14 protein-coding genes and 1 rRNA gene are annotated in these 20203 nt (G+C 67.6%); 6 read left to right on the top strand and 9 right to left on the bottom strand.

Features of this window, described 5'->3' with window-relative positions; genetic code table 11:
* Window positions 1-62: 62 nt before the first annotated feature.
* The 4 genes from K4043_RS05895 to glyQ form a co-directional block, all read right to left on the bottom strand.
* Window positions 63-3908, bottom strand: a complete 3846-nt coding sequence (locus K4043_RS05895) for a translocation/assembly module TamB domain-containing protein (protein WP_265308569.1) — start codon at window positions 3906-3908, stop codon at window positions 63-65.
* The gene (locus K4043_RS05890; protein WP_265308568.1) at window positions 3905-5710 is read right to left on the bottom strand and encodes an autotransporter assembly complex family protein; all 1806 of its coding nucleotides are present in this window, start codon (window positions 5708-5710) and stop codon (window positions 3905-3907) included. The genes K4043_RS05895 and K4043_RS05890 overlap by 4 nt, the downstream gene beginning before the upstream one ends.
* A 263-nt stretch (window positions 5711-5973) precedes the next feature.
* Window positions 5974-8070 (bottom strand): glycine--tRNA ligase subunit beta, encoded by a 2097-nt coding sequence (gene glyS / locus K4043_RS05885; RefSeq protein WP_265308567.1) that lies wholly within the window; start codon window positions 8068-8070, stop codon window positions 5974-5976.
* The gene (gene glyQ / locus K4043_RS05880; RefSeq protein ID WP_123729780.1) at window positions 8067-8978 is read right to left on the bottom strand and encodes a glycine--tRNA ligase subunit alpha; all 912 of its coding nucleotides are present in this window, start codon (window positions 8976-8978) and stop codon (window positions 8067-8069) included. Before glyQ ends, glyS begins: the two co-directional genes overlap by 4 nt.
* Window positions 8979-9059: 81 nt before the next feature.
* On the opposite strand from glyQ, the gene K4043_RS05875 reads away from it, so the two are divergent.
* The 3 genes from K4043_RS05875 to K4043_RS05865 all read left to right on the top strand — a co-directional run bounded on the left by K4043_RS05875 (window position 9060) and on the right by K4043_RS05865 (window position 12625).
* Window positions 9060-10898, top strand: coding sequence for a GspE/PulE family protein (locus K4043_RS05875; RefSeq protein WP_123729779.1), 1839 nt, complete (start codon window positions 9060-9062; stop codon window positions 10896-10898).
* The gene (locus K4043_RS05870; RefSeq protein WP_123729778.1) at window positions 10870-11589 is read left to right on the top strand and encodes a glutamine amidotransferase; all 720 of its coding nucleotides are present in this window, start codon (window positions 10870-10872) and stop codon (window positions 11587-11589) included. Before K4043_RS05875 ends, K4043_RS05870 begins: the two co-directional genes overlap by 29 nt.
* A gap of 136 nt (window positions 11590-11725) precedes the next feature.
* Window positions 11726-12625 carry a BPSS1780 family membrane protein gene (locus K4043_RS05865; protein WP_265308565.1) on the top strand — a complete coding sequence of 300 codons (900 nt, stop codon included), beginning with the start codon at window positions 11726-11728 and terminating at the stop codon, window positions 12623-12625.
* A gap of 44 nt (window positions 12626-12669) precedes the next feature.
* On the opposite strand, the gene tatC is transcribed toward K4043_RS05865, so the two are convergent.
* The 4 genes from tatC to K4043_RS05845 all read right to left on the bottom strand — a co-directional run bounded on the left by tatC (window position 12670) and on the right by K4043_RS05845 (window position 15173).
* On the bottom strand, window positions 12670-13419 hold the full coding sequence (gene tatC, locus K4043_RS05860) for a twin-arginine translocase subunit TatC (RefSeq protein WP_102788725.1): 750 nt from the start codon (window positions 13417-13419) through the stop codon (window positions 12670-12672).
* A complete protein-coding gene (gene tatB / locus K4043_RS05855) occupies window positions 13416-13958 on the bottom strand; it encodes a Sec-independent protein translocase protein TatB (RefSeq protein ID WP_265308564.1) in 543 nt (180 codons plus the stop codon). Before tatB ends, tatC begins: the two co-directional genes overlap by 4 nt.
* 15 nt (window positions 13959-13973) lie before the next feature.
* Window positions 13974-14201, bottom strand: coding sequence for a Sec-independent protein translocase subunit TatA (gene tatA / locus K4043_RS05850; protein WP_019185586.1), 228 nt, complete (start codon window positions 14199-14201; stop codon window positions 13974-13976).
* 75 nt (window positions 14202-14276) lie between these two features.
* Window positions 14277-15173, bottom strand: a complete 897-nt coding sequence (locus K4043_RS05845; RefSeq protein ID WP_123729775.1) for a YSC84-related protein — start codon at window positions 15171-15173, stop codon at window positions 14277-14279.
* A 166-nt stretch (window positions 15174-15339) separates the two neighbouring features.
* Here K4043_RS05845 and hemH point away from each other — a divergent pair, with 166 nt between their 5' ends.
* The 3 genes from hemH to K4043_RS05830 all read left to right on the top strand — a co-directional run bounded on the left by hemH (window position 15340) and on the right by K4043_RS05830 (window position 19310).
* On the top strand, window positions 15340-16302 hold the full coding sequence (gene hemH / locus K4043_RS05840; protein WP_123729774.1) for a ferrochelatase: 963 nt from the start codon (window positions 15340-15342) through the stop codon (window positions 16300-16302).
* Entirely contained in the window at window positions 16299-17147 is an 849-nt protein-coding gene (locus K4043_RS05835) for an alpha/beta hydrolase (RefSeq protein ID WP_265308563.1), read from the top strand. The genes hemH and K4043_RS05835 overlap by 4 nt, the downstream gene beginning before the upstream one ends.
* A 432-nt stretch (window positions 17148-17579) precedes the next feature.
* Window positions 17580-19310 (top strand): methyl-accepting chemotaxis protein, encoded by a 1731-nt coding sequence (locus tag K4043_RS05830; protein ID WP_321160135.1) that lies wholly within the window; start codon window positions 17580-17582, stop codon window positions 19308-19310.
* A 788-nt stretch (window positions 19311-20098) separates the two neighbouring features.
* On the opposite strand, the gene rrf is transcribed toward K4043_RS05830, so the two are convergent.
* Window positions 20099-20203: ribosomal RNA gene (rrf, locus tag K4043_RS05825) — 5S ribosomal RNA — on the bottom strand; the annotation flags it as partial.

Genomic DNA, 20203 nt, shown 5'->3' with positions numbered 1-20203 from the left:
CGCATGACCAACGGCAATCGCCTGCCGGGTTGCAGGCACCTGCAACCCGGCAGTGCACGACGTCATTTTTCGCGCCGCCAGTTCAACGACCCACGGTTCTCCACCGTGCTCGACTCAAGCTCCACATCGAAGCCACGGCGCAGCAGGTACTTCAGCGTCAGCACCGAGCCACTGCCGACCAGCGAGACGCCGTAGCCGATGTACAGCTTGGGCGAGATGTACTTGCCGAAGCCGATCACCGAGCCGCCCAGCGCGCGCGACTGGCTCACGCCGGCGTCGTCCAGGCCAAGCTTGGCGCCCAGCTGCGAAGCGAGCAGGCCGCTGCCGGCCGACAGCGCCGCCGAGGCCGCGTTGACCTGCTGGGCCTGATCGCTGCTGGCACCGGTGAGGCTGCGTCCCAGCACCAGATAGGCCAGTGCCTCGGACTGCGACATCGCCGGTTCCGACCACACATCCACGCGCGGCGACTGCGCCCGCCCGGTGACGTCGATGCCGGCGGTGACATCACCCACGGTGCGCTGGGCACGGATGTTGATGCGCGGATCGGAGACCGCGTTGTAGTTCCAGTTCAAGTTGCCGCGGGTGATGGTCAGGTCCTGTCCGTAGGCCTTGTAGCGCCCACTGACTTCCAGCCCGCCGTTGGCGGTCATCTCCCGGCCCGGGCGTGCCCATACCTGCATCTTGCCGGTCAGCGCGCCCTTCAAGCCGAACCCGGCCATCTTGACCTTGTCGCCCAGACTCACGGTCAGGTCCATGTCCAGCGGCGAGCTGGGACCCTCTTCCGGATCGACCGGGTCCAGCACCACCACGTCTTCAGAGACCGAGGTGCCACGGTCCAGGCGCTCCAGATCGAGATCCGCTTCAGGCACGTGCACGGTGCCACGCAGCTGCATCGCGCTGCCGGCCAGGGTGAAATCCAGGTCCGGATTGGCGATCACGCGCAGCTCGCTGGTGTTGGCCAGCAGCACATTCTCGCCGTGGATATGCAGCTGCAGCGGCTGTGCATCGCCGAACCACGACAACCCGCCATCGACGTACAGCGTGCCCTTGCCGGAGTTGGCCTGGGCGGTGATCTTGGCCGAGCCGTCCGGCTGCGCGGTGAAGCTGCCCTTGCCTTCGGCGAAGGTCAGGCCGAGCGCGGGGAACTCGCCATTGAACTTGCTCAGCGTGGCCTCACCACCCAGCGACGGCGTACCACGGGTGCCGCGCAGGCTGACGTGGCCTTCGATCAGGCCGGTCGGGCGCACGATGTCGGGCGAGAACAACTCCAGCCAGTACAGCCGCGCGATGTTCATGTACAGCTCGCCGGTCAGCGGTGCGTTGGCATCCCAGCCGGTCTGCACCTTGGCATCGACGAAGCCGTCGCCCTGGAAACCGACACCGAGCTTGGCGTTGATCTGCTGCGGGGTCATCTCCAGGTTCACCGAGAACTGGTCGTAACGCACCAGCTCGCCACGCGCGTTGTCGCCCAGGCGTACCCCGCCTTCGCGCGAGGTGACCGAGGCACTGCCTTCCCACGCGTTGCCGCGGGGGCGGATGCGCCCATCCAGATTCACTTCACCGCGCAGGAAGATGCGGCGCCCGGACTGCGGCGGCAGCCACGGCTGCACCAGCGCCAGCGGCAAGGCATCGCCCCGCACCAGCAGCCCTTCGCGCGGCCAGTTCGCGCTGGCGCACAGCGCGCCGCCGGTGGCGGCACCCAGGCAGGCATCGCTCAGGGTGACGTTGCTGCCCTGCACGCTGAAGGTGGCCGGTGCGCGCAGGCTCCAGGCATCGCCCTTCATCGGTGCGATGCGCAGCGCAGTCAGATCGCCACGCCAGGCCTGGCCCTGCTGGCGCACGCCACCTTCCAGCGCGACAGCACCCAGCTCGTTCTTCGTCTGTGCATCCAGGCGCAGATTGGAGAGGCTGCCGCGGGCATTGACGTTGAGCGTGTCCAGCAGCATGCCGACCTGGACCTTGCTGCCCTGCACCGCCAGCGTGCCACTGTCGCCCTGCCACGGCAGCCGCCCCTTGATGCTGATCGCCTCCGCGCTCCAGTCGTCCCAGCGCAGGCCACTGCCAACCAGATCGGCGGTGATGTCCGGCGCGGTACGTGCGCCCTTGATCAGCACATGGCCACGCAGGCTGCCGCTGCTGTTGGGCAGCAGGTCGTCCAGCTGCACCGGCTCCAGCTGCGCATCGATATCCAGGCGATCGCCCACCGAGCCCTTGGCGGTCAGGCGGCTGTTGCCCAGCGCCAGCCGGAGGTTGCCCTCGCCCTGCTCGCCGCGCAGCGCGAACTTGCCCTGTGCATCCAGCGCGCGCTTGCGCAGCGTGCCCTTGATGCCGGGCACATCGACGGTGGCTTCGTAGCTGCCAGCGGTACCGGCCGGACTGCCGGCCGGCGGCGGCAACTGGCGGCCCTTCGAGGCAAACGAACCGGACAGCTTGCCGTCCCAGCCCGGCGCGAAGTAGCCCGGATCGAAGCCGGCCAGTTTGGCGGCCACGTCCCAATCCAGCTGCGGCGCCCAGGCCACCTGCCCGGTCACGTCGAGCGAACCGCCCGGCGTGCTGGCCTGCAGCTGTTTGATCACGGCGGCCTGGTCGTTGCCGCGCACGTCGAACTGCAGATCGGCCACCTGCTTCTCGCGTTCCACCGAGGCACGGCCGACCGCCGCCCACGCCTTGAGCGTGCCGGCCAGGCCCATGCGCGCTTCTTTCAGCGTCACCGGCACCGGCGCAGCGGCGCCCGGGGTGGTGGTATCGGCGGCGGGCACGAAGGTGAGGTCGTTGGCGACGATGGAGAAGCGCAGGCTGGCGTTTTCCTTGTCGGTGAAATCGGCGATGCCTTCCAGCCGCGCCTGGCCACCAAAGCCCTTCACCTGCAGCGGCGACACGGTCAGCACCTGGTCGGCCAGGCCGACCTTGGACGGTGCCAGTTCCACCGCGATGTCGCCCTGCTTGAAGCTGCCCTGCAGATTGGCCTGGCCACCCTTGCCATCGGCCCGCACATCCAGCGCCATCGGCGTGCTGGTGCTCGCGTCCATGCCCGGCACCAGCAGGGCCAGGTCCAGTTCCTTGCTGCGCGCAGCGAGTTTCCATACCGGGTCGGTGCGGCCATCGAACACCAGGCTGGCCTGCAGCGGCGCGGGCGCGTTGCCGGCGATCGCCACTTCCATATGCCCCAGGTCGCCGCGGGCCACCAGGCCCAGGCGCGCCGGGGTCCGCCCGCGCGGGGCCGGCATCAGCGCGCCGATGGTGATGTCGGTGTCGTAATCGCTGCGCGGCAGATAATGCCCGTCCACGCGGAAATCGCCGTAGCTGCTGTCCACGATCAGCTGGCGCGCGCGGAATTCGCCATTGGCGATCTCCAGGCCACCACGCACCTTGGCGATGTCGATCAGCGGCTGCTGCGCCTGGGTGATGCGGAAGCCATCGATGATGATGGTGTCGGCCTGGATCGCCAGCGGCATTTCGATCTGCGGCAGCGAGTCCGGCCACGACGGCAGCTCAAACGGCTCATCACTCTTGGCCAGGTTCAACGTGGCGTTCTTGATCTGCAGCGCATCGAGCTGCAGCTTGCGGCCCAGCAGCGGCCGGATGTCCGGATCCAGGTAGGCGCGTTCGGCGGTGAAATGGATGTCGTCGTAACGGAAGTCCAGGTCGTGCAGCACCAGCGGCCCGGCGACCGGGCCATCCACCTTGCTCCAGGTGAGCGAGGCGCCGACCGGCAACCGCGCCACCACCTGGGCCAGCAGCACATCACGGCCGGCCACGGTCTGCAGCAGCCAGTACACCAGCAGCAGGGCCAGCAGCACCAGGCCGAGCACGGTGAAACCCGACCACGCCCAGAAGCGGCGCTTGCGGTAGAAACGCACGCGCGGCGGCGGCGGTGTCGCGGGGGCGGACGGCGTCGGCGTACTCACAGGTCCGCTCCGATGTTCAGGTACAGCTGGAACTGCGAATCCGGGTTGTTCAGGCCATGCGCGATATCCACGCGCACCGGGCCCACCGGCGATTTCCAGCGCACGCCAAAGCCCACGCCGGTATGCAGGTCGATGGTGTTGTCGAACGCGCTGCCGGTGTCGACGAACACCGCCGCGCCCCAGGGCCCGCCCTTGAAGTAATGCTCATATTCGGCCGAGCCGACCACCAGGTTCTTCGCGCCGAGCGCGTATTTGTCCGGCGGTGCGGTACGCGGGCCGACTTCGCGGAAGGCATAGCCGCGGATGCTGCGATCGCCACCAGCGAAGAAGCGCAGGCTCGGTGGCATCGCGACAAGATCGCTGGTCCAGGTGGTGCCGCCTTCGCCACGCAGGATCAGCCGGTCGCTCTCGCCGATCGGCACATACCAGCGCAGTACCATGTTGGCCTGCACGAAGCTGGTGTCCGAGCCTGCACCTTCGACGCCGCCACGCAGCGTTGCACTGCCGCTGATGCCGCGGCGCGGGAACATCTCATCGTCCACGTTGACGTAGTCGGCCACCAGCTGCGGGTAGACCAGCGTGGAAGTGTTGTAGACCGCGTCGGTGAACTCGGTGCCGGAGGCATACCGCCAGCGCTCGCGCAGCGCGTTGATCGAGGCGATCGCGGTCCAGTACTCGTTGATCTCACCGCTGCGGCTGGCCGACAGTTTGAAGTTGCGCAGGTCGATGTAATCGGTCTGCTCGTCATAGGCGCTGGCGGTGAACGCATACCAGCCGTCGAGCCAGGCAAAGCCCGGGATGCGGTAGCTGGTGACCAGGCTCTTGCGCTTCTGCGCATAGTCGAGCTGGGTGTTCATCTTGTGGCCGCGGCTGTTGAGGAAGCGCCGCTCCAGGCCGCCGCGCACACCGGCGCCACTCTCGCTGCCGTAGCTCAGGCCGGCGGTGTAGATCGTGCGCTTGGCGCGGGTCAGGTTGACGTCTACCGGCACATCGCCGTTCTCGTCGGCCTGGTCCGGGCGCGGCTGGATGTCGATCACGCTGAAGTAATCGAGCTTGGTCAGCGATTCGCGCAGGCGGTCCAGTTTGCCTTCGTGGAAGTAGCTGCCTTCGTCCCAGTACACCAGCGGGTCGAACAGCTTGTCGACGAAGTAATCCTGATGGAAACGGATCTCGCCCATGTTGTAGCGGCGGCCGCTGTCCCAGGTGAGGTCGACGTCGGCGGCGTTCTCGGCGCGGGTGATCTGCACCTGGCGCTGGGTGAAGTCGGCATCGAAGTAACCGCGCTCGGCCAGGCGCCGGGTGACCCGGATCTTGCTGGCTTCGTACTCGGTGTGTTCGAAACGCTGGCCCTTGCGCGGCTTGAAGTTCTCCAGGTCTTCCTGGAGGTACTGGTCCAGCTGGGCCGGGCCGGTGATGTCGATATGCTCGCGGCGGACCACGGTCGGCGGTCCCTTCTCGACCTGGATCACCACGCGCAGGTTCTCGCCCTCGCGCGGGCTTTCCACGGTGATGGTCGGGTTGTAGTAGCCGAACGGCTCCAGCGCCTCGCGGGTCTGGCGCTCGGCCTGGGACAACAGATATTCCAGCCGCGACTCGCCCTGGACCTTGCCGATGGTGTCGTACAGGGACAGCGAGACCTCGATGTTCTCGATCATCTCGGCGTCGTCGCCCTTGTCCAATCCTTTGATGTCCACTTTCTCGATGGTCCCCCGTGCATGTGCCACCGAGACGGTGGCAAGGGACAGGAACATCAGCGGAAGGGCGAATTTCGTTGGCTGCATGGCGACAGCATAACGGCCCATCGCGAGCATGCGAAATCGGCGTGGCTGTTTCAGAAAGGCAGTGAAGACGCCGTTAAATTCCGCGAGAAAGTCGCTTGCGTTGCACGCGGTCTGATCGATGACAACACGTCATCGGACAGAAGCGTCCGCGACGCAACAGCGACACCAAATGACGCTTCCAGCACGAATATCGCAGGGCGCCGCCCTCCCGGAAACGCAGAAGGCGCGAACAGCCCACGCCGTCGCACCTTCTGGTCCACCGCGGGGCGCCCGGCCCCGCCGCGTCAGTTGGACAGGTGTTCGATCGCCGCCACGCTGCCCAGGCGGTCGCCCAGGCGCTTGAGCAGGGCCAGGCGATTGGCCCGCAGCGCGGGATCCTCGGCATTGACCATCACCGCATCGAAGAACGCATCCACCTGCGGGCGCAGGCGCGCCAACCGGTTCAACACGCTCACGTAGTCCTTCTGGTGCAGGCTGGCGTTGCTGTCATCAATGGCCGCTTCCACCGCTTCGGCCAGTTCGCTTTCGGCCGGCTCGGCCAGCAGCGCCGGGTCGATCATGCCCGGAATCTCGCCCTCGGCCTTGCGCAGGATGTTGCGGATGCGCTTGTTGGCCGCGGCCAGCGCCTCGGCTTCCGGCAGCGCGGCAAAGGTGCCGATGGCATCGATGCGGCGGTCGAAGTCATACAGCGAGGCCGGCTTCAACTCGGCGACCGCGTTGAAGTGCGTGGCCGGCACGCCCTTGTCGGCGTAATAGCCGCGCAGGCGGTCGATGATGAAGTCGTACAGCTCCTGCGGCAGCGCGTTGGTCTTGCGCTCGGCACTGGGCTGCACGCCCGCCGGCAGGCCGGCGACGGCGGTGCCGATCAACGCGCGCAGATCCAGATCAAACCCGCTCTCGATCACCGTCCGCGCCAGGCCCAGCGCGTTGCGGCGCAGCGCGAACGGGTCCTTGTTGCCGGTCGGCTTCAGGCCTGCGGCAAAGCCGCCGGCCAGCGTGTCCAGACGCTCGGCGATGGCCAGCACCTTGCCCAGCGGCGAGAGCGCGATGTCATCGCCACCGAAGCGCGGCTGGTAGGCCTCGTCGATGGCCAGCGCCACCTCCGGCGACTCCCCGCCAACCACGGCGTAATGACGGCCGGCGATGCCCTGCAGCTCGGGGAACTCGTTGACCATGCGCGACTGCAGGTCGTTCTTGGCCAGCACCGCAGCACGCTTGGCCAGCACCGGCTCGACGCCCACCTGCGGCGCGATGGCCTCGGCGAGGGCGGCCACGCGGGCGACCTTGTCGGCGACCGAGCCCAGCTTGGCCTGGTAGGTGACGGTCTTCAGGCCGTCGCCCATCGCTTCCAGACCCTGCTTCAGATCTTCGTCGAAGAAGAACTTGGCATCGGAGAAGCGCGGACGGATCACGCGCTCGTAGCCCTTGGCTACTTCGGCCACGTCTTTGGATTCAATGTTGGCGATGCCGATGAACTTCTCGGTCAGCTTGCCGCCGGCATCGAGCACCGGGAAGAACTTCTGGTTGATCTCCATCGTCTCGATCAGCGCTTCCTGCGGCACCGCCAGGAACTCGCGCTCGAAACTGCACAGCACCGGCGCCGGCCATTCGACCAGGTTGACCACCTGTTCCAGGTTGTCCGGGGTGATGCGCGCCTGGCCGCCGGCCTGCGCGGCCGCCGCGTTGACCTGCTCGACGATGCGGGTACGGCGCGCGTCGGCGTCGACCAGCACATAGGCGGCCCGCAGCGAGGCGACGTAGTCCTCCGGCGCGCTCAGCCACACGGTCTTGTCATGCATGAAGCGATGGCCGCGGCTCATGCGGTCGGCCTTCAGGCCCATCACCTCGGCCTCGATGATGTCCGGGCCGTGCAGCAGCACCAGCCAATGCACCGGGCGGGCGAAGCCATAGGTGTGGCTGCCCCAGCGCATCGGCTTGGGTATCGGCATCGCGGCGATCGCCTCGCGCAGGATCTCCGGCAGCAGCGTCGCGGTACGCGCGCCCGGCGTGGTGGAGCGGTGCACGAAGCGCTCGCCCTTGGCATCGGTGGTGCGCTCCAGCGCGGTCCAGTCGATCCCGGCCTTGGCCGCGAAGCCCTGCAGCGCCTTGGTCGGCTGACCCTCGGCGTCGAGCGCGATGTTCAGGTACGGGCCCAGCACTTCGCTGTGCTGTTCCGGCTGTTCCACCGCCACGCCGGGCAGCAGCACGGCCAGGCGGCGCGGCGTGGACAGCGGCTTGGCGTCGCCCCGTTCGATGGCCACGCCACGCTTGCTCAGGCCGTCCACGACGCCATCGAAGAAGGCCTGGGCCAGGCCCGGCAGCGCCTTGACCGGCAGTTCTTCGGTACCCAGTTCGATCAGCAGCGGCTGCATCGTGCTCATGCCTGCACCTCCTTGGCGGCCACGGCGTCCAGGCGCTTGGCCTCGTACAGCCTGGCCACGGCCTGGGCCAGCGCGCGCACGCGCAGGATGTAGCGCTGGCGCTCGGTCACGCTGATCGCGCGGCGCGCATCCAGCAGGTTGAACGCATGGCTGGCCTTGCAGACCTGCTCATACGCCGGCAGCGGCAGGCCGACATCGACCAGCGTCTGCGCTTCTTTTTCGCAGGCATCGAAGCGATGGAACATTTCGTCCACGTCGGCGTATTCGAAGTTGTAGGTGCTCTGCTCGATCTCGTTCTGCAGGTACACATCGCCATAAGTGACCGGGGTGCCATCCGGACCGTAGGTCCAGATCAGGTCATAGACGTTGTCGCAGTTCTGCAGGTACATGCACAGGCGCTCCAGACCGTAGGTGATCTCGCCGAGTACCGGCTTGCACTCCAGGCCGCCGGCCTGCTGGAAATAGGTGAACTGGGTGACTTCCATCCCGTTCAACCACACTTCCCAGCCCAGGCCCCAGGCGCCGAGGGTCGGCGATTCCCAGTTGTCCTCGACGAAGCGCAGGTCGTGCACCAGCGGATCGATGCCCAGCGCCTTGAGCGAATCCAGGTAGAGCTGCTGGATGTTGTCCGGGCTCGGCTTCATCGCCACCTGGTACTGGTAGTAGCGCTGCAGGCGGTTGGGGTTTTCGCCGTAGCGGCCGTCGGTCGGGCGGCGCGAGGGCTGCACGTACGCGGCATTCCAGCTTTCCGGACCGATCGAGCGCAGGAACGTGGCCGGGTGGAAGGTGCCCGCACCGACCTCCAGGTCCAGCGGCTGGATCAGCACGCAGCCCTGCTGCGCCCAATACTGGTTGAGGGTCTGGATCAGGCCCTGGAAAGTGATGGGAACGTTCGTCGTGACGGACATGCGGCGGATTCTTGCCTGCAGAAGGGGTGCGCTAGTATAGCGACCGACCGCACGGGCCTTCCGTGCCTGGGGAAACGGAGGATGGATCCACGCCTGCCAGCGGCGTTTGCCAGCGTCCCTGAGGGGGTCCTCCCCCTGCCACACGGGCGCCTCGATTTCGACCAGGTCGCTGCAGCGCTGGTCGCCGATGGCCTGGTCGCCGCCGCCGATCTGGAGCGCATCCGCTTCTCCGCCCCGGGCGCACGCAACGCCAGCGAGGTCCATCCACTGGTCCTGCTGGCCAACCTGAAGCTGGGCGCCAGCGCCGGCGGCGAGCTCGGCCTGGAGCGCCTCAGCGAGTGGCTGGCCCAGCGCGCGGGTGTGCGCTACCTGCGGGTGGACCCGACCCGGGTCGACGTCTCGGCAGTCACCGCCCTGGTCTCCCATGCCTATGCCCGCCGCCACCGCTTCCTGCCGCTGGCGGTGGACAGCGAGCGCGTCCTGGTCGCCACCAGCGAGCCGCTGGCCCAGGAATGGCTGCGTGACCTGCAGCACCTGAGCCGCCGCCGGATCGAGCTGGCGATGGTCAACCCGCTGGACCTGCACCGCTACACCATGGAGTTCTACGGGGTGACGCGCTCGGTGCGCGGCGCCCGTGGCGATGTCCGCGGCGAAACCAGCAGCACCCTGCCCAGCTTCGAGCAACTGGTCGAGCTGGGCCGCGCCGGCGACGTCAACGCCGACGACCAGCACATCGTGCACATCGTCGACTGGCTGCTGCAGTACGCCTACGAGCAGCGCGCCTCGGACATCCATCTGGAGCCACGCCGCGACATGGGCCGCATGCGCTTCCGCATCGATGGCGTCCTGCACAAGGTGTTCGAGGTGCCGCCGGCGGTGATGACCGCCGTGGTCAGCCGGATCAAGGTGCTGGGCCGGATGGACCTGGCCGAGCGTCGGCGCCCGCAGGACGGCCGTATCAAGACCCGCTCCCCGGGTGGGCGGGAGGTGGAAATGCGCCTGTCGACCATGCCCACTGCGTTCGGCGAAAAGTGCGTGATGCGCATCTTCGACCCGGATGCCGCCTTCAAGAGCATCGACCAGCTCGGCTTCAGCCCGCAGGAAGCGGCCGGCTGGACCGCCCTGGTCGAGCGCCCGCACGGCATCGTGCTGGTCACCGGGCCGACCGGCTCGGGCAAGACCACCACCCTGTATTCCACGCTGAAGCGGCTGGCCACCCCGGACGTGAATGTCTGCACGGTGGAAGACCCGATCGAAATGATCGCCCCGGAATTCAACCAGATGCAGGTGCAGACCAACATCGACCTGGATTTCGCCAGCGGCGTGCGCACCCTGCTGCGGCAGGACCCGGACATCATCATGATCGGCGAGATCCGCGACCTGGAGACCGCGCAGATGGCGGTCCAGGCCTCGTTGACCGGCCACCTGGTGCTGTCCACCCTGCACACCAACGATGCGCCCTCGGCGATCACGCGCCTGCTCGATCTGGGCGTGCCGCATTACCTGCTCGCCTCCACCCTCAACGGGGTGCTGGCCCAGCGCCTGGTGCGCACCCTGTGCGCCAGCTGCAAGGTGCCCACGGTGCTCTCGGCCGAGCAATGGGCGGTGCTGACTGATGCCGATGCAGCATTACCTCAGGCGCCCACGCCATATGCACCGGTCGGCTGCATCGACTGCCGACGCACCGGTTTCCTCGGCCGCGTGGGCCTGTATGAGTTGCTGCCATTGGGTTCCAGCCTGCGCCGGCACATCCGCGCGGACATGGATCTGGCCGCCTTCAACCGTGCCGCACGTGCTGAAGGGGTACGAACCCTGCGTCGCGCGGGGCTTGAAAAGGTAGCGGCAGGGCTGACTACAATCGAGGAAGTCCTCTCGGTCCTGCCTCCCCCGGATGAATTCCGCCCCGTTCCTGATTCTTGAAACCGGCCAACCCGTCGCCTCGCTGCGCCGCTACGGGCGGTTTTCGCACTGGATCCGGGTCGCGGCCGGGCTGGATGCCGACGAGACCGTGGTGGTCGATGTCGAGCATGGCGGCACCCTGCCCAGCCACCGCGATTTTGCCGGGGTGATCGTCAGCGGCTCGGCCGCCTACGTCACCGACCGCGCCGAGTGGAGCGAACGCAGCGCGCAGTGGCTGCGCGAAGCCGCCCACGACGACCGCCCGGTGTTCGGTATCTGCTACGGCCACCAGCTGCTTGCCCACGCGCTGGGCGGCGAAGTCGCCTACAACCCGGCCGGGCGCGAGTCCGGCACGATCGAGCTGGCGCTGGATCCGTCGGCAGTCGACGATCCGCTGTTCGGCGGCCTGCCCGCGCGCTTCCCGGCCCACGCCACCCACCTGCAGACGGTGCTGCGCGCCCCGGAAGGTGCCGCGATCCTGGCGCGCTCGGCGCAGGACAACTGCCACGCCTTCCGCTGGGGCGCGCATGCCTGGGGCGTGCAGTTCCATCCGGAGTTCGCCACCCACCACATGCGCGGCTACGTCCGCGCCCGCGCCGAGTGCATCCGCCAGCACGGCGGCTGCGCGCGCAGTGTCGCCCGCGAGGTCAGCGCCGCGCCGCTGGCCCGCCAGCTGCTGCGCCGTTTCGTCCGCCAGGCACGCAACGCCTGAGGCCGGCGCGGCGCCGTCATCCGGGCGCAACGCAGCGTCCGCGCCGCGCAGGGCGGCCTTCAGGTCACGCGCCGGGAAAACAGGGATAATCGACCGCAATCGGGCGTTCGCGCCTTCTCCCCTGTCCCGGAATGTTATGAGCGAGATTCGCAAGCTGCCGGCCTCCGCCGGCGCGGAATGGCTGGTGTCGGGTTTCACCCTGCTGCGCAAGGCGCCGCTGGCGCTGGGCCTGCTCGGCGTGATCTGGGCCGTGGCCGCGTTGCTGGTGATGTCGCTGGCGATGGTCAGCCCGGCGCTGAGCACGCTGGCGCAGCTGTTGATGGCACTGGCCGGCCCGCTGTTCTTCGGCGGCCTGGTGTGGGCCGTGCGCGAAGTCGACCAGGGTCGCGTCGCGCAGCCGTCGCACCTGCTGCAGGGCCTGCATGAAGGCCGCGCGTTGAACCTGCTCGCCTCGCTGCTGCCGCAGCTGGTGGCCGGCCTGTTCCTGGGCGTGTTGTTGCTGATGTTGATCGGCAGCAGTGGCCTGCAGCACCTGAGCGAGGTGATGGTGCAGCTCAACGCGATCAGCCAGTCCGGCGCGCAGCCGGACCCGGCGCAGATCGAAGAGCTGATGGCGAGCCTGCCGGCGATGCGCATCCTGCTCTGGCTGGCACTGGTGGTGGTGACCTTCCTGGCGATGGCGCTGGCGCTGTTCACCCTGCCGCCGCAGGTGATGTTCGAGCACCGCAACGGCCTGCAGGCGATGCGCCTGAGCCTGCGCGCCTGCCTGCACAACGTGCTGGCGATGCTGGTGTTCTTCCTGCTCGCCTTCGTGGCGGTGTTTGCGATCTATTTCGGCGTGATGCTGGTCGCGCTGATCGCGCAGCTGATCGGCGGCACGATGCTCGCGCTGTTCGTTGCGCAGCTGCTGCTGATGGGCGTGGTGATGCCGGTCTTCGCCGGTGCTATCTACACGGCGTGGAAGCAGATGTTCGGCCAGCAGGGTCCGCAGACCCCGCCGCCGATGTCGGGCCCGAACAACGTGTTCGCGGCCTGATCCAAACAAAAACCCCGGCCTTTGCCGGGGTTTTTGTTTGTGCCTTACTCCGGCTGCTCTTTCCCGCCCGGGCGTGGCACCAGCCAGCGCGCGGCGTGGATGCCCAGTTCGTAGAGCAGGCACATCGGAATGGCCAGCATCAGCTGCGAAACCACGTCCGGCGGCGTCAGCACCGCAGCCAGCACGAAGATGCCGACGATCGCGTAGCCGCGACCTTCCTTGAACTGCTGCGGCGTGATCCAGCCGAGCAGCACCAGGATCACCATCGCCACCGGCAGCTCGAAGCTGGTGCCGAAGGCGAAGAAGATCGCCAGCACGAAATCCAGGTACGCCGTCGCATCCGGTGTGATCGCAATCACCTCCGGGCGGAACGTGGTGAGGAAGTGGAACACCGCCGGCAACACCAGGAAATAGGCGAACGCGCAGCCCAGATAGAACAGCAGCACCGACGAGGCCAGCAAGGGCACCGCCAGGCGTTTTTCGCGGGCGTACAGGCCCGGCGCCACGAACGACCACAGCTGGAACAGCAGCCACGGTACGGCGATGAATACCGCCACGAAGAAGGTCAGTTTCAACGGCGCGAAAAACGCGCCGGCCGGATTGGTCGCGATCATCGTCTGCCCGTTGGGGAGCTGCGAGATCAACGGTTCGGCGATCATCGTGTAGATCTGCCGCGAGAACGGCATCAGGCCCAGCAGCACCACGCCCAGCCCAATCAATGCGCGCACCAGCCGCGCGCGCAGCTCGATCAGGTGTTCGACCAGCGAACTTTCGTTGCTTTCATGCTCGCTCATCGCGGTGCCTCTTGGTTCGGCGGCGTAGGCACAAGCGTGGGCGGCGCGGTGTCAGTCGACGGCGGCAGGGCTGCCGGCGGATCTGCACGCGGTGCGCTGCCATCTATGCCCGGCGGCGCCATCGCATCGCGCGGCGGCTCGGCCTCCTCGGTGGCCACCACATGCTGGGCCACGCTGGCCGGCGAACCCGGCGCGGGGCCGGTCATCATCGGTTCGTCCTCGGCTGACGCGGCAATGCCATCGCCATGCTGCGCCACGTCCTGACGCATCTGCTCGGCTTCGCGGCGCACCGCTTCGCCACTGGCACGCAGCTGCGACTCGGTATCGCGCATCGAGGTTTTCACATCATCGAACTGCCGCTTGATCTCTTCGGCGTGCAATTCACGCTCGAGCTCCTGCTTCACCGAATCCCACTGGTTGCGGGCACGGCGCACCCACAGCCCGGCAAAGCGGGCCGCCTTGGGCAGCCGCTCGGGGCCGAGGACGACCAAGGCCACCACCGCGATGACCAGCAGTTCACTGAAACCGATATCGAACACGCCAAGCCGCCCGGATCAGCGCGGGTCGCGGTCGTGCTCGGTCTGCGACGTCGTCGTCGAGTCCTGCGGACGCGAACTGTCGCTGAGCTGCGCGTTCGGCTTGTCCTCGTCGCGCATGCCCTTCTTGAATTCCTTGACGGCGCTGCCAAGGTCCTTGGCGCCGCTGGTCAGTTTCTTGGTGCCGAACACCAGCAGAACGATGACCAGCACGACCAACCAATGCCAGATGCTGAAACTGCCCATGAGCCGCTCGCGTTACGTAGTGATCAGACGGTTGAGCATAGCGCACCGGCGGTAAGCCGGCGCGCGTGACAAAAGTCAGTTGCCGTCCAGCGATTCGGTACGGACTTCACCGTCGCCGACCGGCTGGAAGCCCTGCTGCGCGGCCGGTTGCGCCGGAACGGACTGCAGCGGGGCGGTGGTCGCGCCGGCGGCGGCCGGGGCCGGTGCCTGTTCAGGTCGAACCGGTACGGCGGCGGCGCGCGGCGCAGCGGCCGGCGCTGGGGCATTCCCCGCGGTGCCGCGCTTCTCGCGGGCGGTATAGGTGGCTTCTTCCAGGCGATCACGGAAGGCGACCACGTCCACCGAGGGCGGCTCGCCGACACGGCCTTCGAACACCATGCGCGGCGTGGTGTTGCTGCCATAGGCGTCCAGGTTGGCGGCATCGTCGATCTGCAGCACGGCGCCATCCAGCGCCACCCCGGCGAACAAGCCGCGGGCGCGCGACCAGGACCAGATTTCGGCCTTCAGCTGGCCATCGGTGGCGGCCGCGGCGTTGCGCCCGACCGGACCAGCGGCGACGCCGGCATCGGCGCCCAGGGTGAACTTGCCGTTGACGAGATTGTCCAGGCTGCGGTCGTTGCGGAACACCAGCACCACATCGGAGGACTGCACACCGGCCTGGAAGCCGATGCTGCCGCCGGTGAGCTTCACGAACACCGGGTTGGACCAGCTGCCATCGGGCGTCTTGACCGACATCAGGCCATGGCCGCGACGGCCACCGATCACCAGACCGGCCTTGATCGTGTCGGGAATCACGATGACCGCGCGGCCTTCGTCGAGCAGTTTGTCCGGAATGCCCTGCTCGGGGATGTCCTGGATTTCATTCAGGACGCGCACCGCATTGCGGGCGCGCTGATCCTCCTGTGGCCCGGCCATCGCCTGGGTCGACAGCAGGCTGGCGGAGATCAGCAGTACAAGGCTGAGACGGCGCATGGTGGGCTCCAGAAGGTCTACGTAGACAAAGATAAAGCAACTGGCCGACGTTAGAAGGCTTGCGATGAATCCGCAATGAGTGATCCGGACTATCGATACAGCTGAGAAATCATGTTCATCATCCAAATCCATCCCGCCAATCGCGCAGACCTGCGAGAATGACGCCATGCTCGACGCACCCGACACCGCCGTGCTGGCGGTCAATCTAGGCACGCCCGAGACGCCAACCGCCCCGGCGGTGCGTCGCTACCTGGCTGAATTCCTCAGCGATCCGCGCGTGGTCGCGATTCCGCCGCTGTTCTGGAAACCCTTGCTCTACGGGCTGATCCTGCCACTGCGCAGCGGTCGCTCGGCCGCCAAGTACGCCCAGGTCTGGCTGCCGGACGGTTCCCCGCTGATGGTCTACACCCGGCGTCTGGCCGAGGCCATGCAGGGCCTGATGCCCGATCTGCGGGTGCGCCATGCGATGCGTTATGGCGCCCCGGCGCTGCCGGCCGAGCTGGACCGGCTGGCCGCCGAAGGCATGAAACGGATCGTGGTATTGCCGCTGTATCCGCAGTATTCGACCACCACCACCGCCTCGATCGAGGACCAGGTGCGCGAGTGGCAGCCGAAACATCCCGGGGTCACTGTGACCCTGGTGCGCGATTACGCGGTCGATCCGGACTGGGTCGCCGCCGTCGCCGGCAGCATCCGCCAGTGGTGGGAACAGCATGGCCGCGGCGAGAAACTGGTGTTTTCCTTCCACGGCATTCCGCAGCGCCTGGCCGATGCCGGCGATCCGTATCCGCAGCGCTGCGAAGCCAGCGCCCACGCAATCGCCCAAGCGCTGGAGCTGCCCGACGATGCCTGGCAGCTGACCTACCAATCGCGTTTCGGCCGTGAAAAATGGCTGCAGCCCTACGCCGAACCCACCCTGTGGGCGATGGCCGAGAAGGGCGTACGCAGCATGGACGTGGTCTGCCCCGGCTTTGCCACCGACTGCCTGGAAACCCTGGAAGAAGTGGCGATGGGCTTTACCGAAACCGTTGCCGAGCGCGGCGCGACGATGCGCTATATCCCCTGCCTCAACGACGCGCAGGCGCATGCACTGGCGCTGTCGCGGCTGAGCATCGCGGCGCTGGCATGACGCTGCAGCCGTTCTCGCTGTCGGTCGCCGGCACTCCTGTGGCCGGCCTGCGGTCGGCTGAGACCGGCGGCACGCGTGTCCTGGCGCTGCACGGCTGGCTGGACAATGCCGCCAGCTTCGTACCGCTGGCCGCGCAGCTGCCGGAGCTGGAGCTGGTGGCGATCGATCTGCCCGGCCACGGCCACAGCGCGCACCTGCCACCGGGCACGCAATACAACACGCCCGGTGCGATCTGCCACGTGCTCGATGTCGCTGACGCGCTGGGCTGGGACCGCTTCGTGCTGCTTGGTCATTCGATGGGCGCCGGCATCGCCAGCCTCACCGCAGCGGCTGGCCCGGAACGGGTAGAGCGCCTGATCGCGATCGAGGCACTCGGTGGCCTGCGCGGCCCGGAGAATGAGACCGCGCAGCGTCTTCGCGAACACGTGCGCGCCGCGCGGGCGCTGCCTACCCGCAAACTGCGGGTGTTTCCCGATCTGATCGCCCCGATCCGCGCCCGCATGATGGCCAACCAGCTCAGCGAGCCCTGCGCGCGCCTGCTGGTCGAACGCGGCGTCACACCGGTCGACGGCGGTTACAGCTGGTGCAGCGATCAGCGCCTGATGCTGCCGACCGCGATGCGCCTGAGCGAGGCGCAGATCGACGACCTGCTCGCCGCGATCGACTGCCCGACCCAGGTGATTTACGCGACACCGGCGCAGTCCTATTACCCCGAGCCGCTGCGCAGCGAGCGCATCGGTCTGCTGCGTGACGGGCGGCTGGCGGTGTTCCCGGGCACGCACCATCTGCACATGGAGCATCCGCAGGTGGTGGGTGACGTGATCCGTCGCTTCCTGGCCGAATGACAGGCTTCGCGTCGTCGCGTTGAGTCGACACAACGCCCCCCTCCGGCGCGTTGCGCTGTAGCAGATCGTGTCGGTCGGCGGATGTCACGCCGCTCAATGTTTACGCTTCCCGGCCGATACCAAGGATGCAGCCCGGCATGCGTCGGCTGCATTGCCGCTTGCTCCGCCGTTGCGAAGCCGCGTATCCACCAAGGCTTCCAGGGAAGGTCGTAGCAATGTCGGATTGGCCGCGCCACCGCCCACCGGGCCGGGTCGCGCCCGTGGCACCCCGCGCCAGGGCAGCGGCGTGCCCTCGCGCATACGTTCCCCCGCCGCCCCGATCCCCCGCGCTTTCCACTGCCACGCCCACCGCATTGCCGGTGTCCGGGGCGGTCCCCGCCCGTGCGCCCGCGCGCGGCGGAATGCCTGCTTTCTGCTGATCCTGGAGTTCTTATGTCCGCCATTTCCCATGCGTCGCCCCGCCCACCCGACCGTACCCCGCGTTCCACGCCCGGCCGCGACACGGTCTATCTGATCGCAGCTGGCGTGGTGTTGCTCGCCGCGCTGATCACCGCGGTCTGGTTGCGGCAGCCGTGGTCGGTGCTGCCGCTCGCCATCGTCGCGGCGCTGGTGGGGATGCTCGCCACGCGCGGCCGCCGCCAGGCGCAGGCGCTTGTCCGCGCCGAGGCGCGCGCCAACGCCTTCGCGGCAGACCTCGCCGGGCACCGTCAGGCCCAGGACGCTGTGCATCAGCACGATGCGCAGGTCCGGCAGGCACTGGATGTCTCGCGCACGGCGATGATGATCGCCGACAACGATCACGTGATCCGCTACGTCAACCAGTCGGTGGTGACCCTGCTGCGCAACCAGCAGACCAGCCTGCGCGAGGCCTTTCCGGACTTCGACGCCGAGCGCCTGGTCGGCAGCAGCATCCATCGCTTCCATGCCAATCCAGACCGCATCCGCGCCATCCTCAATACCTTGATGGTCACCCACCATGGCCGCGTCCGGATCGGGCCGGTGCATTTCGCCCAGGTGGTGACGCCGGTGTTCGATCCGCAGGGCAAACGCCAGGGTTTCGCGGTGGAGTGGCATGACCGCACGCATGAGCTGCTGTTGGAGAACGCGGTGGCGGGCATCGTCGATGCCGCCAGCAAGGGGGATCTTGATCGCCGTCTGCAGGCCACCGATGGAGGCGCCAGCTTCCTCAATGGCCTGACCGGCGGCATCAACCAGCTGCTGGACAGCGTCGGCGGCACCGTCGGTGAGATCCGCCGCGTGCTCTCGGCGCTGGCCGACGGGGATCTGGATCAGCGCATGCAGGGCGACTTCCACGGCTCGTTCGAGGCCATGCAGCGCGATGCCAACGCAACGGCGGAGCAGCTGACGGCGATGGTCGCGCGGATCAAGCAGTGCACCGGTTCGATTTCGCTGGCCGCCAGTGAGATCGCCAGCGGCAACGATGATCTGTCCGAGCGCACCGAGCGCCAGGCCGCGCATCTGGAAGAGACCGCCGCCTCGATGGAAGAACTGACCTCCACGGTGCGCCAGAACGCCGAACACGCGCGCCAGGCCAGTGCGTTGGCGCACGGCGCGCATGACGTTGCCACGCGTGGCAGTAAGGTGGTAAGCCAGGTCGTGACCACCATGGATGCCATACAGACCGCCTCGCAGCGGATCGGCGACATCACCCGCGTCATCGACGGCATCGCCTTCCAGACCAATATTCTTGCCCTCAACGCCGCCGTGGAAGCAGCACGCGCAGGCGAGCAGGGTCGAGGCTTTGCGGTGGTCGCCAGCGAAGTCCGCATCCTCGCCCAGCGCTCTGCCGATGCGGCCAAGGAGATCAAGAACCTGATCGACGCCTCCGTGGTGCAGGTCGCCGAGGGCGCGCGTCTGGTGCAGGACGCCGGCCAGACTATGGGCGAGATCGTCAGCAGCGTGGCCAGCGTCAGCGGCATCATGGCCGAGATTTCCTCAGCCTCGCAGGAGCAGGCCGCGGGCATCGATCAGGTCAACCAGACCGTGGCGCAGATGGACGATGCCACCCAGCAGAACGCAGCACTCGTGGAAGAAGCCAGTGCCGCCGCACGCCTGTTGGAAACGCAGGCGGCCGACCTTACCCAGGCGGTGGCCGTGTTCCGCCACCAGGCCCACCCCGCGCGCCGAGCCGCGCTGGCCTGATCTGACAGTCAAGCAGCAGGCGCTACGGCGATTGCTGCCGCCAGGCGGCGATCTTCTCGACCGCCTGGCCACCCACGCGTGGCCCCGGCAGTCCGGTCGGCAGCGTATGCACCTGCAGGCCAGCGCGGCGGCATCTTCACCGCAGACTGTCCGTTCGTCCATGACCCATTGCAGCGACGCCACGTCGCTGCCGGCGCACAGCAGCTGATCCAACAACACGGATCCCATGTGACCGAATGCCCGCCCGCGGCCTGCACGCGGCGTCGCTGCCTCCGTGCCATGCAGTCACATCATTCCAGATAGCTTGCGCACCATTCCAGACAGCGTGGCCGAACTGCGGCAGGCGTTGCCCTATCGTGTGGGGACGCGGCTGGGTTGGTCGGGCGTTGGGCCACGATACCCTTGCCGGCGAATGTCCTCCGGGCCCCGCCTTACGGCGACGCCCTCCTCCTTGATTTCGCCCACAAGGGCATCGCGACCCAACGTGTCCAGACCACTGGCGCCTTCAGAAGAGCTGGGGTTCTCGGCGCGTACCGCACGCATTGCCGCGTAGCGGCCGCTAGGCGTCTGGGCAAAATCAAGGAGGAGGCCGTCGCCGCCAGGCGGCGGCCGGGGGACATTTGCCGAGGGGCCTGCCGATCGCTGCGGGGCGCTCACGCTGGACTACAAGGCAGCGCCGTATCGCCGGGCGCCATCTGCATTGGCAGTTGTATCGAAGCGTTCCTCCCGCTGGGAGGAGAACAAAAGAAAACCCCGCTGCGTGAGCAGCGGGGTTTTCGGGGTAAAAACCCTGGCGATGACCTACTCTCGCATGGCTTAGGCCACACTACCATCGGCGCAGCTGCGTTTCACTTCCGAGTTCGGGATGGGATCGGGTGGTTCCACAGCGCTAA

This window comes from Stenotrophomonas sp. SRS1 (assembly GCF_026130205.1).
Taxonomy (GTDB): Bacteria; Pseudomonadota; Gammaproteobacteria; order Xanthomonadales; family Xanthomonadaceae; genus Stenotrophomonas; species Stenotrophomonas rhizophila_B.
The sequence above is the reverse complement of the archived record's forward strand: the minus strand, read 5'-3'. Positions and strand labels throughout refer to the sequence as shown.

Coding starts and splice junctions, on each gene's coding strand:
- K4043_RS05870 (WP_123729778.1), top strand. CDS start 10,870: ATGAATTCCGCCCCGTTCCTGATTCTTGAAACCGGCCAACCCGTCGCC.
- glyQ (WP_123729780.1), bottom strand. CDS start 8,978: ATGTCCGTCACGACGAACGTTCCCATCACTTTCCAGGGCCTGATCCAG.
- tatC (WP_102788725.1), bottom strand. CDS start 13,419: ATGAGCGAGCATGAAAGCAACGAAAGTTCGCTGGTCGAACACCTGATC.
- K4043_RS05890 (WP_265308568.1), bottom strand. CDS start 5,710: ATGGGCCGTTATGCTGTCGCCATGCAGCCAACGAAATTCGCCCTTCCG.
- K4043_RS05875 (WP_123729779.1), top strand. CDS start 9,060: ATGGATCCACGCCTGCCAGCGGCGTTTGCCAGCGTCCCTGAGGGGGTC.
- tatA (WP_019185586.1), bottom strand. CDS start 14,201: ATGGGCAGTTTCAGCATCTGGCATTGGTTGGTCGTGCTGGTCATCGTT.
- glyS (WP_265308567.1), bottom strand. CDS start 8,070: ATGAGCACGATGCAGCCGCTGCTGATCGAACTGGGTACCGAAGAACTG.
- K4043_RS05835 (WP_265308563.1), top strand. CDS start 16,299: ATGACGCTGCAGCCGTTCTCGCTGTCGGTCGCCGGCACTCCTGTGGCC.
- K4043_RS05845 (WP_123729775.1), bottom strand. CDS start 15,173: ATGCGCCGTCTCAGCCTTGTACTGCTGATCTCCGCCAGCCTGCTGTCG.
- K4043_RS05830 (WP_321160135.1), top strand. CDS start 17,580: ATGTCCGCCATTTCCCATGCGTCGCCCCGCCCACCCGACCGTACCCCG.
- K4043_RS05865 (WP_265308565.1), top strand. CDS start 11,726: ATGAGCGAGATTCGCAAGCTGCCGGCCTCCGCCGGCGCGGAATGGCTG.
- hemH (WP_123729774.1), top strand. CDS start 15,340: ATGCTCGACGCACCCGACACCGCCGTGCTGGCGGTCAATCTAGGCACG.